The following is a 17695-nucleotide window of genomic DNA, read 5'->3' as shown; positions in this document are numbered from 1 at the left end:
CCCGGAAGAAAATGAATTTCAACCTTTTTATTCACTGCCTGCTAAAAGCAAGAATTAAGCATAATTAGCGGCGTAGTTCCCGCATTTGGCACTCATCGGAGTTCTCTATGATGAAGGGCTTTCTGAAACCGGAAAGTCGATTGCCCCTCTTCTGAATGCGAAACGTTTATGCTTAAAATTTTAGTGATTGACCGGTGCCACTTTACCCGCACAGGGATAGAGGCCTTGCTTAATCATTCTGGCAGGTTCAGCTCTTCATTTCTGGTATCAGGAATCAATAATCTCCTGTTAGCAAAAGAGCATATTTTGCAATGGAAACCGCATCTGGTGATCGCGGATTTAAACAGTTTTATTAGCGAGACGCACTCCAGTCCGCCAATTAACCCTTTTTTTATGAGTTGTGGCGTCATCCCATTGATTTTACTGCAATCAGCAGATAGACAGCATGCCCCCATCGCCCCCTCTCAATCCGTCGCACATTCGGTCTTGACCAAGCACACCACGCTGAACACACTCTCCCACACAATTCAGGAAGCACTTCAGGTTCGCCCCGCATTAGAAATACCCAAAAACGCCACGCCTTTGCTTACGCCGCAGGAGGAGAAAGTATTATCAATGTGGATGGATGGTGTGAGTAACAATGCCATTGCCGCCGCACTCGGCATACATGGCAAAACGGTCTACACCTATAAGCGGAATATCCGTATGAAACTGCACCTGGGGAACCGCTTCTCGCCGTTTCTGTCAATCCCAGGGAAGGGAGATTAACGGTACGACACGACGTCGTACCGTTCTTCATTATTGCTGAGCTTTTGTCGCTGCACCAGAAATGGCGCTACCGCCTTCAGAAATATCCTGTCCTACGCCTCGTGTGGTATTACACGCGGTTAAAACGGAAGAAAGTACCAACACAGAAAAGATCGCAGCAATTGTCTTCTTAACCATAACGTCTTCCTTTTCTAGCCAATATTGTTTGTGTATAGCTACTTAATAATAGACAAGATCTGGGAGTGTGATGGATAAACAACCGTTTTTAAGACTATATGAAATGATTAGCTGGCAGCGTGAGAGATTGAATTGCCAAGATGTTTGATGTCTTCACCGAAGCCGCGCGCGGTATTGCATCCCGTCAGGAGGGTGCTGGTGAAAAAGAGTAGCATTACAAGACCGAGAAGACGTTTCATCATTCCTGCCCTGGAAAAAGTATGGCGCAGCAACCTGCGCCATAAGATCAAATGGAAGACTTATTTTACGCGAGAAACGTATTCGCCGGAGCGGGTATCCACTTTGATCACTTCGCCGATCTGTACGAACAGCGGAACTTTAACGACTGCGCCGGTAGACAGGGTAGCCGGTTTGCCGCCAGTACCAGCGGTATCGCCTTTCAGACCTGGGTCGGTTTCAACAACTTCCAGCTCAACGAAGTTCGGCGGAGTTACAGAGATCGGCTGACCGTTCCACAGGGTCACGATGCATTCAGCCTGGTCCAGCAGCCATTTAGCGTTATCGCCTACCGCTTTCTCGTCAGCAGCCAGCTGTTCGAAAGTGGTGTTATTCATAAAGTGCCAGAACTCACCGTCGCTATACAGGAAAGTCAGGTTCATGTCGGCTACGTCTGCGCCTTCAGCGGAGTCAGTAGACTTGAAGGTTTTCTCTACGCGAGTACCGGTCAGCAGGCGACGCAGCTTAACGCGCGCAAACGCCTGGCCTTTACCTGGTTTAACGAATTCGCTGGCTTCAACCGCATAAGGTTCGCCGTCCAACATGATTTTAAGACCAGCACGAAAATCGTTGCTATAGTACGTTGCCATAAGGCCCTCTGAAAATTGTTAACTGGTAGCTAAGCCACAAAATGGCGCATATTGTAACCCTAAATACCCCATCCAGAGAAGATTGGTTATCGCAACTTGCCGATGTTGTGACCGATCCCGATGAACTTCTGCATCTTTTGAATATAGACGCAGATGAAAAACTATTGGCCGGACGCGATGCGAGACGGCTTTTCGCCCTGCGCGTGCCGCGCGCGTTTATTGCCCGCATGGAGAAAGGTAACCCGGACGATCCGCTTTTGCGTCAGGTACTTACCTCCCAGGAAGAGTTTGTTGCCGCGCCAGGCTACTCAACCGATCCGCTGGAAGAACAGCACAGTGTGGTTCCCGGTCTGCTGCATAAATATCGCAATCGGGCACTGTTGCTGGTCAAAGGCGGTTGTGCGGTGAATTGTCGCTATTGCTTCCGTCGACACTTCCCATATGCCGAAAACCAAGGCAATAAACGCAACTGGCAGGTCGCTCTCGACTACATTACCGCGCATCCTGAGCTGGATGAAATCATCTTCTCTGGTGGCGATCCGTTAATGGCCAAAGACCACGAACTGGACTGGTTGCTCACGCAACTGGAAGCCATTCCGCACATTAAACGCCTGCGTATTCACAGCCGTTTGCCGATAGTGATCCCTGCGCGCATTACCGAAGGACTGGTCGAACGTTTTGCGCGCTCCACGCTGCAGATTCTGCTGGTCAATCACATTAACCATGCCAATGAAGTTGATGAGACGTTTCGCCAGGCGATGAGTAGTCTGCGCGCCGCGGGCGTTACGCTACTCAACCAAAGCGTATTGCTGCGTGGCGTGAACGATAACGCACAAACCCTGGCTAACCTTAGCAACGCACTATTTGATGCCGGTGTGATGCCCTATTACCTGCACGTGCTGGATAAAGTACAGGGTGCCGCCCACTTTATGGTCAGCGATGATGAAGCGCGTCACATTATGCGTGAACTCCTGACACTGGTTTCCGGTTACATGGTCCCCAAACTGGCGCGTGAAATTGGCGGAGAGCCAAGTAAAACGCCGTTGGACCTGCAGTTACGCCAACAATAACCATTATTGAGTGTCCGATTCCGGACACTCGCTATCGATCACGATTATTTAATATCCCTGCAGGTGGAGCCGCACTTTTAATATGTGCTATTTTAATTAGCGCTGTAAAATCATTCATTCGTAAATTTTATCAATAGTTTCAAATGTAGAGCATTTATAAATATATGGTTAGGGAGAACCTTTTATGGCTATAAGTATTAAGGGCGTTAATACCGGCATTATTCGTCAGAAGAATGAATTTGTTGCTTTGGCATTAAAGATAAAAGAGCCAAGAAATAAGGAGTCGTTGTTTTTTCTTTCTCCGCTTGGGCTAAGAGACTTGCTTATTGCTCTGGAAAGCAGGCTATCCACCAAACATCAACTAAGCGAAGACAAGCGTGTACAGTATGAGAAAGAATGCGAGAAAGCCAGCAAAAAGATGCACGAAAACATTCCGTTAATTCAGGAAGATGAGCTAAAAAATGCGGATATTAACCGTCGCATAGATTCACTGACGTTAGTGGATGATAAAGGGGAAAACTTAGCATTTTCTCTGACGCTACATGACGGGAAAACAGATGAATTACTGGTTAATGAATTACAGATTCAGGTGTTGGCGCATGCAATTATTCATGCAATAAATAATGCTGGCATGCGGGATTTAGCGCTACGAATTACATCGCTGCTGGATTTCCTGCCGCTGTACGATGTGGATTGCCAGCAAAACGACAATCTGGAATATGACTCTTATACACAACCCGAATGGAAACATAACCTGTTTAATCATTATCTGGCGATTATTTACCGCTATACGGATGATAAAGGAAAAGCCCATTTCTGTGGTTCGGTAGTAAAAACTCGCGCCGCTTCCGGCAGCAAAGAGGCCGAAGCCATTACTCGCCGTCTGCTCGATTTCAGCCCACGGCTGAAAAAACTTGCCGGTGTACCGTGCCAGGTGTTTATCAGAACGTTGACGGGTGATAAGACGCAAAAGCTCAATCAGGATCAGTGCCTGCGCGCACTGCATCATTTACGCGTTCAGTCTGCACATAAGACTCAGAATGCCTGATGGCGCTACGCTTATCAGGCCTACGATTGCATGAGTCTGTCCAGGCCACTTTATTACACAAAATCATTCAATCTGCATCGCGGCGGCAAACGAAGAAAATCCCCAGGAGCATAGATAACTATGTGACTGGGGTTTCACAGCGCAGCCAACAAAGAGGCTGGTTGAAGGATGAAGTGTAATCAGTTAGGGCACTTATAAACCTGTCCAATCATCTCACTGGCGGTAGGAACAAAGCTGGACAGCATTCCCTGCGATGGGCTGCTGACGCCATAAATCACGTTACCGCCCATTGCCGCAGCCTGGTTACGCAGATCGTTTGCTGCGCCACGCATTGAGCCGCCCTCTTCGCCGTGCTGGCCAGAAAGCCAGTTGCTTTGCTTACCGGTTGCCGTGCCTATCAGTTGGCACTCTGCGCCAGGCTTATCTTCGACAAAGCGTACGCTTTGCCCGGCTGAACTCAGTTCGTTGCTGGAGCTACAACCCGCCATCAGTAGCGCGGCACCAACGATCCCTGCTAAATATTTCACGTGCATGTCATTCCCCATGATCAATTAGTTGGACGTTATGTCCGTAGCTGAATCATATACTAAAAAGATGACCAAAAGAAAAACCCCCGGACATTTCTGCCCAGGGGTTTCTCAATTCTGAGAGGTTCAGAACAACATGATTACATCATGCCGCCCATTCCACCCATGCCGCCCATACCACCAGCAGCACCTAAGTCAGGAGCATCGCCTTTCGGCAGGTCGGTAACCATGCACTCGGTGGTGATCATCAGACCCGCAACAGAAGCCGCGTACTGCAGAGCAGAACGAGTTACTTTGGTTGGATCCAGGATACCCATGTCGATCATGTTGCCGTATTCTTCAGTTGCAGCGTTGTAACCGTAGTTACCGTCACCGGCTTTCACGGTGTTAGCCACTACAGACGGCTCTTCGCCGCAGTTCAGTACGATTTGACGCAGTGGAGATTCCATTGCGCGCAGCGCAACTTTGATACCTACGTTCTGGTCTTCGTTCTGACCTTTCAGGCCGGCAATTTTAGACGCTACGCGAATCAGCGCAACGCCACCACCAGCAACCACGCCTTCTTCTACCGCAGCACGGGTAGCGTGCAGGGCATCTTCAACGCGGGCTTTCTTCTCTTTCATTTCAACTTCAGTCGCAGCACCAACTTTGATAACCGCAACGCCGCCTGCCAGTTTCGCTACGCGCTCCTGCAGTTTTTCACGGTCATAGTCGGAAGTTGCTTCTTCGATCTGCTGACGAATCTGAGTCACGCGACCCTGGATTGCAGCTTCGTCGCCCACGCCATCGATGATGGTGGTGGTATCTTTGTTGATAACAACGCGTTTCGCCTGGCCCAGATCTTCCAGAGTTGCTTTTTCCAGCTCCATACCGATCTCTTCAGAGATAACGGTACCACCGGTCAGGGTAGCGATATCCTGCAGCATTGCTTTACGACGATCGCCGAAGCCAGGTGCTTTAACCGCAGCGACTTTCACGATACCGCGCATGGTGTTAACAACCAGAGTTGCCAGCGCTTCGCCTTCAACATCTTCAGCGATGATCAGCAGCGGTTTGCCTGCTTTCGCTACAGCTTCCAGAACCGGCAGCATTTCGCGGATGTTGGAGATTTTCTTGTCAGCCAGCAGGATGAACGGGCTTTCCAGTTCTACTGCGCCAGTTTCCGGCTTGTTGATGAAGTAAGGAGACAGGTAGCCACGGTCGAACTGCATACCTTCAACCACATCCAGTTCGTCCTGCAGACCGGTACCGTCTTCAACGGTGATCACGCCTTCTTTACCGACTTTGTCCATCGCTTCAGCGATCAGTTTACCTACGGTTTCGTCGGAGTTAGCGGAGATGGTACCAACCTGAGCAATAGCTTTAGAGTCGGAGCACGGTACGGACAGTGCTTTCAGTTCTTCAACAGCAGCAGCGACAGCTTTGTCGATACCACGTTTCAGATCCATCGGGTTCATGCCCGCAGCAACGGCTTTCAGGCCTTCAGTGATGATGGACTGAGCCAGTACGGTTGCGGTGGTGGTACCGTCACCTGCAGCGTCGTTCGCTTTAGAGGCAACTTCTTTCACCATCTGCGCACCCATGTTTTCGAACTTGTCTTCCAGTTCGATTTCACGTGCTACGGAAACACCATCTTTAGTGATGGTCGGTGCACCGAAAGATTTATCCAGAACTACGTTACGGCCTTTTGGGCCGAGGGTAACTTTCACTGCATCTGCCAGTACGTTTACGCCGCGCAGCATTTTCACACGAGCGTCGTTACCGAATTTTACGTCTTTAGCTGCCATTTTCTCTTTCCCTTAAATTCGTATGTTCAGTGTCGTTCGCGGATTAGGCTTCAACAATTGCCAGGATGTCGCTTTCAGACATGATCAACACTTCTTCATTGTCGATCTTCTCAGATTTAACACCGTAGCCATCGTTGAAAATAACGATATCGCCGACTTTCACGTCCAGCGGCTGTACGGTACCGTTGTCCAGGATGCGACCCTTACCGACAGCGATGATTTCGCCACGAGTTGATTTACCTGCTGCAGAACCAGTCAGTACGATGCCGCCAGCAGATTTGGATTCAACTTCTTTACGTTTGACGATCACACGATCATGTAACGGACGAATACTCATTGATAGCTCTCCTTTGAGAAAGTCTTTATCAGTTATGGGTGACGCCGGCCCGTAAACGGTTTCCCGGCTAGTGACCAGAGAGATGGGGATGGGGTTTTGTGCCTTCAAGGGGGCAAGCGAAAAAAATTTTTTATCAGCAGAAAATCCCGTCAAAACGCCGACACACCTCACATTTCATAACGATTTCAGTCACGTCGTCATAAGCAAATCTGATTGTGATACCATCAAAAATCTGCGCTATAGCCCGGTCAACGGGCATAAACGGATAACAACTTATGAGTGGACTGAAACAAGAGCTGGGACTGGCTCAGGGCATTGGCCTGTTGTCGACATCATTGTTAGGTACAGGCGTTTTTGCCGTCCCCGCGCTGGCCGCACTGGTTGCGGGCAACAACAGCCTGTGGGCATGGCCGGTGCTGATTGTTTTGGTCTTTCCGGTGGCGATTGTCTTCGCCGTACTGGGTCGTCATTTCCCCAGCGCAGGCGGTGTGGCGCATTTTGTCGGCATGGCCTTTGGTTCACGACTGGAGCGCGTCACCGGATGGCTATTTTTGTCGGTGATTCCTGTCGGCTTGCCTGCGGCATTGCACATCGCCGCCGGATTCGGTCAGGCGATGTTTGGCTGGCATGACGAGCAGCTTCTGCTGGCTGAGCTGGGTACGCTGGCATTGGTTTGGTACATCGGCTCCCGCGGCGCAAGCTCAAGCGCTAATCTGCAAACGGTCATTGCCGGACTGATTGTTGCCCTCGTTGTTGCTATCTGGTGGGCGGGCGATCTGAAACCAGGCGAAATACCCTTCCCTGCAATTAGCGATATTGAACTCCCCGGTCTGTTCGCCGCGCTGTCGGTGATGTTCTGGTGTTTTGTTGGCCTCGAAGCGTTTGCTCACCTGGCGTCTGAATTCAAAAATCCGGAACGAGACTTCCCACGCGCGCTGATGATTGGCCTGCTGCTGGCTGGATCTGTTTATTGGTCATGCACCGTCGTCGTTCTCCATTTTGGTGCCTACGGCGAGCAAATGGCCGCCGCAGCATCGCTGCCAGAAATCGTCGTGCAACTGTTTGGTGTACAGGCACTGTGGGTCGCCTGCATCATTGGTTATTTGGCCTGTTTTGCCAGCCTCAACATTTATATTCAAAGTTTCGCTCGACTGGTCTGGTCGCAAGCGCAGTATAAGCCTGAGAGTTATCTGGCTCGTCTGTCCCCCCGCCACCTTCCGCGCAATGCGCTAAACGCCGTATTGGGCTGCTGCGTAGTCAGTACTCTGTGCATCTATATGCTGCAAATCAATCTCGATGCGTTAATCGTCTACGCCAACGGCATCTTTATTATGATTTATTTGCTGTGCATGTTGGCGGGTTGTCGATTACTGAAAGGGCATTACCGCGCACTGGCGGTCATTGGTGGTCTGCTGTGCCTACTACTACTGGCAATGGTCGGCTGGAAGAGTTTGTACGCGTTGATTATGCTGGCAGGGCTGTGGCTGTTTTTACCCCGCAGGCCGGATAAAGCAACGTTGACGCCATCATCCGGCCTATAAACACTTTTGCCGGATGGCGCTAACGCTTATCCGGCCTACATACTGAGCCTTAATCCCGACGATCGTCTTTATGTTCGATGCTGTCGCGCTTGTCATCCTTGCGCTGAAATTCACCATCAAAAGTCTCACCGCCACCGGTTCCGGCGCTAAAACCACCGCCAGGCATACGCGAAAAACGTAAATGTGGCAGCAGTTTCATCGTCAGATGTTTTTGCACCGGGGGTAATAAAAGAAGAAGACCGAGGAAATCGGTGAAAAAACCAGGCAGTACCAACAGCAGACCGGCGATAATCAGCGATACACTTTTGATCATTTCTGCAGCCGGACTTTCACCAGCCGCCATTTTTTGTTGCATCAGTAAAAAGTTCTTAAATCCCTGATTACGAACCAGAGACATACCGATAACCGACGTAAAAATAACCAAAATCAGCGTCATCAGGACGCCCATCACATGGGCAACCTGAATAAAAATAGATATCTCTATGTAAACATAGAGAAAAATGGCAAGTAATGGTATCCAGCGCAAAGGGATCTCCTGTTAATAACAGCCGTTTTGTTCAACTTCTGTTCGAAAAATTATGTTAATCGCATCGATTTGATATTGTGGTGGTTAGCAAAATTTCAAGTGGCTTGTACACTAATATTTAGGGTTAATCACAAAGGGGTGATCCATTTCACAGAATAATAAATAAGGGGTAAATTCCACGCTTTAAGTGATCCAGATTACGGTAGAAATCCTTAACCAGCATATGATCTCGGGTATCAGACCGATGCAGGGGATAATCGTCGGTCGAGAAACAATCGAAATCACATATATCCTGTGTGTTTAGTCAAATCATTGGCAGCTTGAAAAAGAAGGTTCACATGTTAAACAACATTCGTATCGAAGAAGACTTGTTGGGTACCAGGGAAGTTCCAGCGGACGCCTACTACGGTGTCCACACTCTGAGAGCGATTGAAAACTTCTACATTAGCAACAGCAAAATCAGCGATATTCCTGAATTTGTTCGCGGTATGGTAATGGTTAAAAAGGCAGCGGCAATGGCCAACAAAGAGCTGCAAACCATTCCTAAGAGTGTGGCAAATGCCATCATCGCGGCGTGTGATGAAGTCCTGAATAACGGAAAATGCATGGATCAGTTCCCGGTAGACGTTTACCAGGGTGGTGCGGGTACCTCCGTCAACATGAACACCAACGAAGTTCTGGCCAATATCGGTCTGGAACTGATGGGTCACCAGAAAGGTGAATATCAGTACCTGAACCCGAACGACCACGTTAACAAATGTCAGTCTACCAACGATGCATACCCAACTGGCTTCCGTATCGCTGTATACGCATCCATCATCAAACTGATTGATGCACTGAACCAGCTGCGTGAAGGCTTTGAGAAAAAAGCCGATGAATTCCAGGACATCCTGAAAATGGGTCGTACCCAGCTGCAGGATGCTGTACCGATGACTCTCGGTCAGGAATTCCGTGCTTTCAGCGTACTGCTGAAAGAAGAAGTGAAAAACATTGGGCGTACCGCTGAGCTGCTGCTGGAAGTTAACCTCGGCGCAACAGCAATCGGTACTGGTCTGAACACGCCGAAAGAGTACTCTCCGCTGGCAGTACAGAAACTGGCTGAAGTCACTGGCTTCGCCTGTGTTCCGGCAGAAGACCTGATTGAAGCAACTTCTGACTGTGGCGCATACGTTATGGTGCACGGCGCACTGAAACGTCTGGCTGTGAAGATGTCCAAAATCTGTAACGACCTGCGTTTGCTCTCCTCTGGTCCGCGTGCGGGTCTGAACGAGATCAACCTGCCGGAACTGCAGGCTGGGTCTTCTATCATGCCAGCTAAAGTGAACCCGGTTGTTCCGGAAGTCGTAAACCAGGTGTGCTTCAAAGTCATCGGTAACGACATCACTGTCACCATGGCATCTGAAGCTGGTCAGCTGCAGCTGAACGTAATGGAGCCGGTCATTGGTCAGGCAATGTTTGAATCCATTCACATTCTGAGCAACGCTTGCTACAACCTGCTGGAAAAATGCGTTAGTGGTATCACTGCTAACAAAGAAGTCTGTGAAGCGTTTGTATTCAACTCCATCGGCATCGTTACTTACCTCAACCCGTTCATCGGTCACCACAACGGCGACATCGTCGGTAAAATTTGTGCCGAAACTGGTAAGAGCGTACGTGAAGTTGTCCTGGAACGCGGTCTGTTGACCGAGTCTGAACTGGACGATATCTTCTCTGCACAGAACCTGATGCACCCTGCTTATAAAGCAAAACGTTATACTGATGAAAGCGAACAGTAATCGTGTAGGGTAGTACCGGAGAAGGCACGTCATGATGACGTGCCTTTTTTCTTACTCGAAGTTACTTAAAAACAACAATTTAATATCAACTTGTTAAACAACAAGGAAGGCTAATATGATAGTTTTAGAACTTATCATCGTTTTGCTGGCAATCTTTTTAGGTGCCAGACTTGGGGGTATCGGTATTGGATTTGCAGGTGGGCTGGGTGTTCTGGTTCTTGCCGCTATCGGCGTAAAACCCGGTAATATCCCGTTCGATGTTATTTCCATCATCATGGCGGTTATCGCTGCCATTTCAGCTATGCAGATTGCAGGTGGTCTGGACTATCTGGTTCATCAAACTGAAAAACTGCTGCGTAAGAACCCGAAATACATCACGATCCTTGCACCTATCGTGACCTATTTCCTGACTATCTTTGCCGGTACTGGCAACATCTCTCTGGCAACGCTGCCGGTTATCGCTGAAGTTGCGAAGGAACAAGGTATCAAGCCTTGCCGTCCGCTCTCTACCGCAGTGGTTTCTGCACAGATTGCGATTACGGCTTCTCCAATCTCCGCAGCCGTGGTTTACATGTCTTCCGTCATGGAAGGTCATGGCATCAGCTACATTCACCTGCTGTCCGTGGTCATTCCGTCCACCCTGCTGGCCGTTCTGGTGATGTCCTTCCTGATCACCGCACTGTTCAACTCCAAACTGTCTGACGACCCGATTTATCGTAAGCGTCTGGAAGAAGGCCTGGTTGAACTGCGCGGTGAAAGACAAGTTGAAATCAAAGCTGGCGCGAAAACCTCCGTTTGGTTGTTCCTGCTGGGCGTGGTTTGCGTAGTTGTATACGCCATCATCAACAGCCCAAGCCTTGGCCTGGTGGCTAAACCGCTGATGAACACCACCAACGCAATCCTGATCATCATGCTGAGCGTCGCGACGCTGACCACGATCGTCTGCCGCGTTGAAACTGACTCCATCCTGAACTCCAGCACCTTCAAAGCCGGTATGAGCGCCTGTATTTGTATCCTTGGTGTTGCATGGCTGGGTGATACCTTCGTATCTCACAACATTGACTGGATCAAAGATACTGCAGGTAGCGTAATTCAGGGTCATCCGTGGCTGCTGGCGGTCATCTTCTTCTTTGCTTCCGCGCTGCTGTACTCTCAGGCTGCAACCGCTAAAGCACTGATGCCGATGGCTCTGGCTCTGAACGTTTCCCCACTGACTGCTGTTGCATCTTTCGCCGCGGTTTCTGGTCTGTTCATTCTGCCAACCTACCCAACTCTGGTTGCGGCGGTTCAAATGGATGACACCGGTACAACTCGCATCGGTAAATTCGTCTTTAACCATCCGTTCTTCATCCCAGGTACTCTGGGTGTGGTTCTGGCTGTCTGCTTCGGCTTCTTGCTGGGCAGCTTCATGCTGTAAGACTTTACTGCAGGGTGCCTTCGCGCCCTGCAGTTCCTCCTCCCCACCCCGCTTTAGCTAACATCCTTCCCTCGTCCGTTGTATAGTGACCATTCTTTTGCTGGTTACTCTGTTCTTTCGAGGTGTTTATGCTTGATGTAAAGAGTCAGGATATTTCCATCCCCGATACCGTTGTGGTGCTCTGTACCGCCCCGGATGAAGCAACCGCCCAGGATCTCGCCGCCAAAGTGCTGGCGGAAAAGCTGGCTGCCTGCGTGACCCTGCTACCCGGTGCGACCTCCCTCTACTATTGGGAAGGCAAACTGGAACAGGAATATGAAGTGCAGATGATTTTAAAAACCACCGTCACACACCAGCAAGCCCTTCTCGATTGCCTGAAGTCACATCATCCATATCAAACGCCTGAACTTCTGGTTTTACCCGTCACTCACGGAGACTTTGATTACCGCTCATGGCTCAACGCATCCTTACGCTGATCCTGCTGCTGTGCAGCACATCTACCTTTGCTGGATTATTTGACGCGCCTGGCCGCTCGCAGTTTGTACCTGCCGATCGGGCGTTTGTTTTTGATTTTCAGCAAAACCAACACGATCTGAACCTCACATGGCAGGTTAAAGATGGCTATTATCTGTATCGCAAACAGATAAGCATTACGCCATCTCAGGCCGATATTGCCGAGATAAAACTGCCGCCAGGCGTCTGGCATGAAGATGAGTTTTACGGCAAAAGTGAGATTTACCGTAAACAACTGACTATCCCGATCACGGTCAATCAGGCTAAGTCTGGCGCAACATTAACGATCACATACCAGGGCTGCGCCGACGCCGGATTTTGCTATCCACCAGAAACAAAAACGGTGCCATTAAGTGAAGTGTCTGCCGATATCCAGGCGACACCTGCGCCGGTGCCAGCCACTGTCGATCCGCAAGAGAAACCGCAGCCCGCGGCTCAACTTCCCTTTACCGCTCTGTGGGCATTGCTGATTGGAATTGGTATCGCGTTTACGCCTTGCGTACTGCCGATGTATCCGCTGATTTCCGGGATCGTACTGGGCGGCAAGCAACGCTTATCAACCGGACGGGCACTGCTGCTGACGTTTATCTACGTTCAAGGGATGGCGCTCACCTATACCGCGCTGGGTCTGGTTGTTGCTGCCGCCGGATTGCAGTTCCAGGCCGCGCTACAACATCCTTACGTCCTGATTGGCCTTGCCGTCATCTTTACGCTGCTCGCGTTGTCGATGTTTGGCCTGTTCACACTGCAACTGCCTTCTTCGCTGCAAACGCGCCTCACGCTAATGAGTAACCGCCAGCAAGGCGGAGCTCCCGGCAGCGTCTTTGCGATGGGGGCGATTGCTGGCCTCATCTGTTCTCCTTGCACAACGGCCCCGCTAAGCGCGATTTTGCTGTATATCGCTCAGAGCGGGAACATGTGGCTGGGAGGCGGCACGCTGTATCTGTATGCGTTGGGGATGGGATTACCTCTGATGCTGATTACCGTATTTGGCAACCGCCTGCTGCCTAAAAGTGGCCCATGGATGGAACATGTCAAAACCGCTTTTGGCTTTGTCATTCTGGCGCTTCCCGTCTTCTTACTCGAACGTATCGTTGGCGACGAGTGGGGCGTTCGCTTATGGTCACTGTTAGGCGTCGCGTTCTTTGGCTGGGCGTTCATTACCAGCCTGCAGGCAAAGCACACCTGGATGCGTATCGTGCAGATTGTCCTGTTAGCCGCAGCACTGGTATGCGTGCGTCCACTGCAAGACTGGGCGTTCGGCGCGCCGCATACTCAAACCCAGGCACACCTTAACTTCACGCCGGTGGCATCGGTAGATGCGTTAAATCAAGCGCTGGAGCAAGCTAAAGGCAGGCCAGTCATGCTGGATCTGTATGCCGACTGGTGTGTAGCCTGTAAGGAATTTGAAAAGTACACGTTCAGTAATCCGCAGGTTCAGCAAGCGCTAGGCAACACTGTGCTGTTGCAAGCGGATGTGACAGCAAACAATGCCCAGGATGTCGCTCTGCTGAAACATCTACAGGTTTTAGGTTTGCCGACTATCTTGTTCTTTGATGCCGAGGGAAAAGAGCATCCGGAGGCCCGGGTAACGGGTTTTATGGATGCCGCTAGCTTCAGCGCACATTTGCGCGATCGCCAACCGTGAGCGACACTTGCAACAGGAAATACGGAGGAGAATACCGTGCAACGTGAAGATGTCCTGGGAGAAGCCCTGAAATTACTTGAGGTGCAAGGGATAGCCAATACCACGCTGGAAATGGTGGCCGAACGTATCGATTATCCTCTGGATGAACTGCAGCGCTTTTGGCCCGATAAAGAGGCCATTCTGTACGATGCGCTACGTTACCTCAGCCAGCGGGTGGATGTCTGGCGGCGTCAGCTTTTGCTGGATGACACCCTGAGCGCTGAGCAGAAATTGCTGGCGCGCTACACCGCACTGTCCGAATGCGTGAGCAATAATCGCTATCCCGGCTGTCTGTTCATCGCCGCCTGTACGTTTTACCCTGATCCCGGGCATCCGATCCATCAGTTAGCCGATCAGCAAAAAAAGGCAGCACATGACTTCACCCATGAACTGCTCACGACGCTGGAAGTTGACGACCCGGCAATGGTCGCCAAACAGATGGAACTGGTGCTGGAAGGCTGCCTGAGCCGCATGCTGGTTAATCGTAGTCATGCTGATGTCGAAACGGCACACCACCTGGCTGAAGATATCTTACGCTTTGCCCAGTGCCGAATGGGCGGTGCGCTGACCTAAGCGAGCATTATCTGTTTTAGCCGCATCTGTCGGGAAAATTTGTGCAAACTTCAGGCATAACCATGCAGATTGCCGCAATATTAAGCGGTTGAACAATGTTTCCAGAAATTTGATTGACTGACAGACGTGAATACGGTTTAATGCGCCCCGTTGCCCGGATAGCTCAGTCGGTAGAGCAGGGGATTGAAAATCCCCGTGTCCTTGGTTCGATTCCGAGTCCGGGCACCAAATTCATATCAACGGACCTCCACGGAGGTCCGTTTTTGCATTCTGAGCCCGCAAAAATCAACACTTCTACAATTCCTTAACTCCACCCAATTCAATCAACTTCAACCCGCATCAAGTCCCTTGCGAGGGTACAACTGAGGGTATAGTCTGATTCGATAAAATTTATACCCCTTTTACTATCAGGAGACCCCGCCAATGGCGCTCACTGACGCGAAAATCCGAGCAGCAAAGCCGGATGAAAAACCTTATAAACTTGCCGACAGCGGCAACATGTTTTTACTCGTTCACCCTAACGGCTCGCGCTACTGGCGGCTCCGCTACCGGTTTCTGGGCAAAGAGAAAACGCTCGCTCTGGGTGTCTATCCTGAAGTCTCGTTATCAGAAGCAAGGGAAAAACGCGATACGGCGAGGAAGCTGATAGCTGAGGGAACTGACCCGTGCGAACAGAAACGGATCAAAAAGTCAGTACCCGAAGCAGCTCAGACATTTGAAGGCATCGCAAGGCAGTGGCATAAGAGTAACAAAAAATGGTCAGCCTCACATAGTGAGAAGATACTGAAAAGCCTCGAAACTCATGCGTTTCCCTTTATTGGCTCACGTGATATTACCACCCTCAGGACTCCCGATTTACTTGTTCCAGTAAAGGCTGCCGAAGCCAAAGAGATCTATGAAATTGCAGCGCGCCTTCAGCAGCGTATCACTGCAATCATGCGCTATGCTGCCCAGTCAGGCATTATCACCTATAACCCTGCCGTGGATATGGCTGGCGCGTTAACCACGGTGAAACGCCAGCACCGCCCTGCCCTCGCCTTAAATCGCATTTCAGAGCTTCTTGAACGACTGGATGGATACAGAGGACAACCTCTCACCCGACTGGCAACTAAACTCACTCTGCTTATCTTCATCCGTTCCAGTGAACTACGCTTTGCCAGGTGGTCTGAGATCGACTTTAAGAAAGCCATGTGGACCATTCCTCCTGAGCGGAAACCTATTGAAGGGGTCAAGTATTCCCATCGTGGCTCAAAAATGCGAACAGAGCATCTTGTGCCACTATCTACTCAGGCGGTGAATATACTGAAGCAGATCCACACTATCAGCGGAGAACATGAACTGATTTTCACCGGCGATCACAATCCATGGAAACCCATGAGTGAGAACACTGTAAATAACGCACTGCGTCTGATGGGCTATGATACAAAGGTCGATGTCTGTGGTCACGGCTTCCGGGCAATGGCCTGTAGTTCGTTGATTGAGTCAGGTCTTTGGTCCAGGGATGCGGTCGAACGTCAGATGAGCCATATGGAACGTAACACAGTGCGGGCTGCGTATATCCATAAAGCGGAACATCTGGATGAGCGAAAGCTGATGTTGCAGTGGTGGGCTGATTTTCTGGATGCTAACAGGGAACAGAGTGTCAGCCCTTTTGACTATGCAAAAATTAATAATCCTTTGAGAAGGTGACAGAACTCCATACACACACATGCTCTTCCCTCACAGGGGAAGAGCACTCATTGATAAAATACTGGCGTACAACCCCGAAGATAATCAGGGAGCACGCTGATTGATAGGACCGGAATTGTTACGCTCATGGCGACCATGAGGGGCAGTCCATGTACTGATGGTGCATGTAGTTGAATTTTCACCTTACTGGTATGAACTTAGTCTTCTGTATTTTCTGAATGGAGAATACATTAAAGGTGCGATAGCTTTTCGCCACGGTTTTACCACAAAATCTTACACCGCGGAAATTTACATCCCTTTCCACTTGCTGTGCGGCATAATCTTTCTGGCGGACCCGATACCGCTGAAGATTATTATGTAACATACAACTCGTTATGGGGACAATATCCAGAAACATTGATGTTTGTAAACTGACTGTATAATCACTCATCTGTAATGCGTGAACTGGAAGAAATAATTAAATGTGTCGAAATGCTGATGCAGAAAGATGTTTTTGAATATGCGAAAGTATTTTAAGACAGAAGAAGAATCGACGAGCGACTTTCTGAGAAAATTGTACAGAAATATAGAAGAAATGAAGGGGGAATATGTTTTGCCTTGGATATTTCCGTTTTCAGTAGAGATGAAGGGTAATGACTCCAACTTATTGATAGTGTTTTATGTTCAGATAATGCCCGATGACTTTGTCATGCAGCTCCACCGATTTTGAGAGCGACAGCGACTTCCGTCCCAGCCGTGCCAGGTGCTGCCTCAGATTCAGGTTATGCCGCTCAATTCGCTGCGTATATCGCTTGCTGATTACGTGCAGCTTTCCCTTCAGGCGGGATTCATACAGCGGCCAGCCATCCGTCATCCATATCACCACGTCAAAGGGTGACAGCAGGCTCATAAGACGCCCCAGCGTCGCCATAGTGCGTTCACCGAATACGTGCGCAAACCGTCTTCCGGAGCCTGTCATACGCGTAAAACAGCCAGCGCTGGCGCGATTTAGCCCCGACATAGCCCCACTGTTCGTCCATTTCCGCGCAGACGATGACGTCACTGCCCGGCTGTATGCGCGAGGTTACCGACTGCGGCCTGAGTTTTTTAAGTGACGTAAAATCGTGTTGAGGCCAACGCCCATAATGCGGGCGGTTGCCCGGCATCCAACACCATTCATGGCCATATCAATGATTTTCTGGTGCGTACCGGGTTGAGAAGCGGTGTAAGTGAACTGCAGTTGCCATGTTTTACGGCAGTGAGAGCAGAGATAGCGCTGATGTCCGGCAGTGCTTTTGCCGTTACGCACCACCCCGTCAGTAGCTGAACAGGAGGGACAGCTGATAGAAACAGAAGCCACTGGAGCACCTCAAAAACACCATCATACACTAAATCAGTAAGTTGGCAGCATCACC

The 17695-nt window shown here is 50.0% G+C and carries 18 protein-coding genes, 1 tRNA gene and 2 pseudogenes; 12 read left to right on the top strand and 9 right to left on the bottom strand.

Annotation, left to right across the window (positions count from 1 at the left end; all coding sequences use genetic code 11):
- Nucleotides 1-168 precede the first annotated feature (168 nt).
- The gene (locus OGX66_RS08100; RefSeq protein WP_088902811.1) at nt 169-768 is read left to right on the top strand and encodes a helix-turn-helix transcriptional regulator; all 600 of its coding nucleotides are present in this window, start codon (nt 169-171) and stop codon (nt 766-768) included.
- Nucleotides 769-798: 30 nt separating this feature from the next.
- Here the strand turns inward: OGX66_RS08100 and ecnB are convergent, their stop codons facing one another.
- The 3 genes from ecnB to efp all read right to left on the bottom strand — a co-directional run bounded on the left by ecnB (nt 799) and on the right by efp (nt 1811).
- Nucleotides 799-945 (bottom strand): lipoprotein toxin entericidin B, encoded by a 147-nt coding sequence (ecnB, locus tag OGX66_RS08095; RefSeq protein WP_003025482.1) that lies wholly within the window; start codon nt 943-945, stop codon nt 799-801.
- A gap of 107 nt (nt 946-1052) precedes the next feature.
- Nucleotides 1053-1187: a lipoprotein antitoxin entericidin A gene (gene ecnA / locus OGX66_RS08090; RefSeq protein WP_270923129.1), complete on the bottom strand. Its 135-nt coding sequence runs from the start codon at nt 1185-1187 to the stop codon at nt 1053-1055.
- Between the two features lie 57 nt (nt 1188-1244).
- Nucleotides 1245-1811 carry an elongation factor P gene (gene efp, locus OGX66_RS08085; protein WP_003025478.1) on the bottom strand — a complete coding sequence of 189 codons (567 nt, stop codon included), beginning with the start codon at nt 1809-1811 and terminating at the stop codon, nt 1245-1247.
- A 41-nt stretch (nt 1812-1852) separates the two neighbouring features.
- Here efp and epmB point away from each other — a divergent pair, with 41 nt between their 5' ends.
- Both epmB and yjeJ read left to right on the top strand, forming a co-directional pair.
- A complete protein-coding gene (gene epmB, locus OGX66_RS08080; RefSeq protein WP_016149436.1) occupies nt 1853-2881 on the top strand; it encodes an EF-P beta-lysylation protein EpmB in 1029 nt (342 codons plus the stop codon).
- 184 nt (nt 2882-3065) lie between these two features.
- Nucleotides 3066-3929 (top strand): YjeJ family protein, encoded by an 864-nt coding sequence (yjeJ, locus tag OGX66_RS08075; RefSeq protein WP_136346138.1) that lies wholly within the window; start codon nt 3066-3068, stop codon nt 3927-3929.
- Between the two features lie 179 nt (nt 3930-4108).
- Here yjeJ and OGX66_RS08070 read toward each other — a convergent pair whose 3' ends face one another.
- The 3 genes from OGX66_RS08070 to OGX66_RS08060 all read right to left on the bottom strand — a co-directional run bounded on the left by OGX66_RS08070 (nt 4109) and on the right by OGX66_RS08060 (nt 6580).
- Nucleotides 4109-4462, bottom strand: coding sequence for a DUF4156 domain-containing protein (locus OGX66_RS08070; protein ID WP_003025468.1), 354 nt, complete (start codon nt 4460-4462; stop codon nt 4109-4111).
- Between the two features lie 134 nt (nt 4463-4596).
- The gene (gene groL, locus OGX66_RS08065) at nt 4597-6243 is read right to left on the bottom strand and encodes a chaperonin GroEL (RefSeq protein ID WP_003025464.1); all 1647 of its coding nucleotides are present in this window, start codon (nt 6241-6243) and stop codon (nt 4597-4599) included.
- A gap of 43 nt (nt 6244-6286) precedes the next feature.
- Complete coding sequence (locus tag OGX66_RS08060; RefSeq protein WP_000027827.1) at nt 6287-6580, bottom strand: co-chaperone GroES; 294 nt, start codon at nt 6578-6580, stop codon at nt 6287-6289.
- A 275-nt stretch (nt 6581-6855) separates the two neighbouring features.
- On the opposite strand from OGX66_RS08060, the gene yjeH reads away from it, so the two are divergent.
- Nucleotides 6856-8121, top strand: a complete 1266-nt coding sequence (gene yjeH / locus OGX66_RS08055; protein ID WP_270923118.1) for an L-methionine/branched-chain amino acid transporter — start codon at nt 6856-6858, stop codon at nt 8119-8121.
- A 49-nt stretch (nt 8122-8170) separates the two neighbouring features.
- Here the strand turns inward: yjeH and OGX66_RS08050 are convergent, their stop codons facing one another.
- Nucleotides 8171-8647 carry an FxsA family protein gene (locus OGX66_RS08050; protein ID WP_003025457.1) on the bottom strand — a complete coding sequence of 159 codons (477 nt, stop codon included), beginning with the start codon at nt 8645-8647 and terminating at the stop codon, nt 8171-8173.
- A gap of 338 nt (nt 8648-8985) precedes the next feature.
- On the opposite strand from OGX66_RS08050, the gene aspA reads away from it, so the two are divergent.
- The 8 genes and pseudogenes from aspA to OGX66_RS08010 all read left to right on the top strand — a co-directional run.
- Nucleotides 8986-10422 (top strand): aspartate ammonia-lyase, encoded by a 1437-nt coding sequence (gene aspA / locus OGX66_RS08045; protein ID WP_003025452.1) that lies wholly within the window; start codon nt 8986-8988, stop codon nt 10420-10422.
- Nucleotides 10423-10537: 115 nt separating this feature from the next.
- Nucleotides 10538-11839 (top strand): anaerobic C4-dicarboxylate transporter DcuA, encoded by a 1302-nt coding sequence (gene dcuA / locus OGX66_RS08040; protein ID WP_003025449.1) that lies wholly within the window; start codon nt 10538-10540, stop codon nt 11837-11839.
- 128 nt (nt 11840-11967) lie between these two features.
- Nucleotides 11968-12315: a divalent cation tolerance protein CutA gene (cutA, locus tag OGX66_RS08035; RefSeq protein WP_003025447.1), complete on the top strand. Its 348-nt coding sequence runs from the start codon at nt 11968-11970 to the stop codon at nt 12313-12315.
- Entirely contained in the window at nt 12291-14000 is a 1710-nt protein-coding gene (locus tag OGX66_RS08030; RefSeq protein WP_270923117.1) for a protein-disulfide reductase DsbD, read from the top strand. Before cutA ends, OGX66_RS08030 begins: the two co-directional genes overlap by 25 nt.
- Before the next feature lie 36 nt (nt 14001-14036).
- Nucleotides 14037-14612 (top strand): transcriptional regulator, encoded by a 576-nt coding sequence (locus OGX66_RS08025; protein WP_003844992.1) that lies wholly within the window; start codon nt 14037-14039, stop codon nt 14610-14612.
- 152 nt (nt 14613-14764) lie between these two features.
- Nucleotides 14765-14840 (top strand) — tRNA-Phe (locus OGX66_RS08020).
- Between the two features lie 195 nt (nt 14841-15035).
- Nucleotides 15036-16301: a tyrosine-type recombinase/integrase gene (locus OGX66_RS08015; RefSeq protein WP_171278910.1), complete on the top strand. Its 1266-nt coding sequence runs from the start codon at nt 15036-15038 to the stop codon at nt 16299-16301.
- Nucleotides 16302-16347: 46 nt separating this feature from the next.
- Nucleotides 16348-17010 (top strand): annotated as a pseudogene (locus OGX66_RS08010) (hypothetical protein); the annotation flags it as partial.
- On the opposite strand, the pseudogene OGX66_RS08005 reads toward OGX66_RS08010, so the two are convergent.
- Nucleotides 16945-17320, bottom strand: a pseudogene (locus OGX66_RS08005) (IS1 family transposase). The pseudogenes OGX66_RS08010 and OGX66_RS08005 overlap by 66 nt on opposite strands.
- A 44-nt stretch (nt 17321-17364) precedes the next feature.
- On the bottom strand, nt 17365-17640 hold the full coding sequence (locus tag OGX66_RS08000) for an IS1-like element transposase (RefSeq protein WP_000179213.1): 276 nt from the start codon (nt 17638-17640) through the stop codon (nt 17365-17367).
- Between the last annotated feature and the right edge of the window lie 55 nt (nt 17641-17695).

The organism is Citrobacter sp. Cf072 (genome assembly GCF_030334485.1).
GTDB classification, from domain to species: Bacteria; Pseudomonadota; Gammaproteobacteria; order Enterobacterales; family Enterobacteriaceae; genus Citrobacter; species Citrobacter freundii.
Note: the sequence above shows the minus strand (reverse complement) of the source record. Positions and strands in the feature narration are given on the sequence as shown.

Bases quoted from the DNA above. Each gene is read 5' to 3' on its own strand.
- OGX66_RS08100 (WP_088902811.1), top strand. From the start codon at position 169: ATGCTTAAAATTTTAGTGATTGACCGGTGCCACTTTACCCGCACAGGG.
- ecnB (WP_003025482.1), bottom strand. From the start codon at position 945: ATGGTTAAGAAGACAATTGCTGCGATCTTTTCTGTGTTGGTACTTTCT.
- ecnA (WP_270923129.1), bottom strand. From the start codon at position 1,187: ATGATGAAACGTCTTCTCGGTCTTGTAATGCTACTCTTTTTCACCAGC.
- efp (WP_003025478.1), bottom strand. From the start codon at position 1,811: ATGGCAACGTACTATAGCAACGATTTTCGTGCTGGTCTTAAAATCATG.
- epmB (WP_016149436.1), top strand. From the start codon at position 1,853: ATGGCGCATATTGTAACCCTAAATACCCCATCCAGAGAAGATTGGTTA.
- yjeJ (WP_136346138.1), top strand. From the start codon at position 3,066: ATGGCTATAAGTATTAAGGGCGTTAATACCGGCATTATTCGTCAGAAG.
- OGX66_RS08070 (WP_003025468.1), bottom strand. From the start codon at position 4,462: ATGCACGTGAAATATTTAGCAGGGATCGTTGGTGCCGCGCTACTGATG.
- groL (WP_003025464.1), bottom strand. From the start codon at position 6,243: ATGGCAGCTAAAGACGTAAAATTCGGTAACGACGCTCGTGTGAAAATG.
- OGX66_RS08060 (WP_000027827.1), bottom strand. From the start codon at position 6,580: ATGAGTATTCGTCCGTTACATGATCGTGTGATCGTCAAACGTAAAGAA.
- yjeH (WP_270923118.1), top strand. From the start codon at position 6,856: ATGAGTGGACTGAAACAAGAGCTGGGACTGGCTCAGGGCATTGGCCTG.
- aspA (WP_003025452.1), top strand. From the start codon at position 8,986: ATGTTAAACAACATTCGTATCGAAGAAGACTTGTTGGGTACCAGGGAA.
- dcuA (WP_003025449.1), top strand. From the start codon at position 10,538: ATGATAGTTTTAGAACTTATCATCGTTTTGCTGGCAATCTTTTTAGGT.
- cutA (WP_003025447.1), top strand. From the start codon at position 11,968: ATGCTTGATGTAAAGAGTCAGGATATTTCCATCCCCGATACCGTTGTG.
- OGX66_RS08030 (WP_270923117.1), top strand. From the start codon at position 12,291: ATGGCTCAACGCATCCTTACGCTGATCCTGCTGCTGTGCAGCACATCT.
- OGX66_RS08015 (WP_171278910.1), top strand. From the start codon at position 15,036: ATGGCGCTCACTGACGCGAAAATCCGAGCAGCAAAGCCGGATGAAAAA.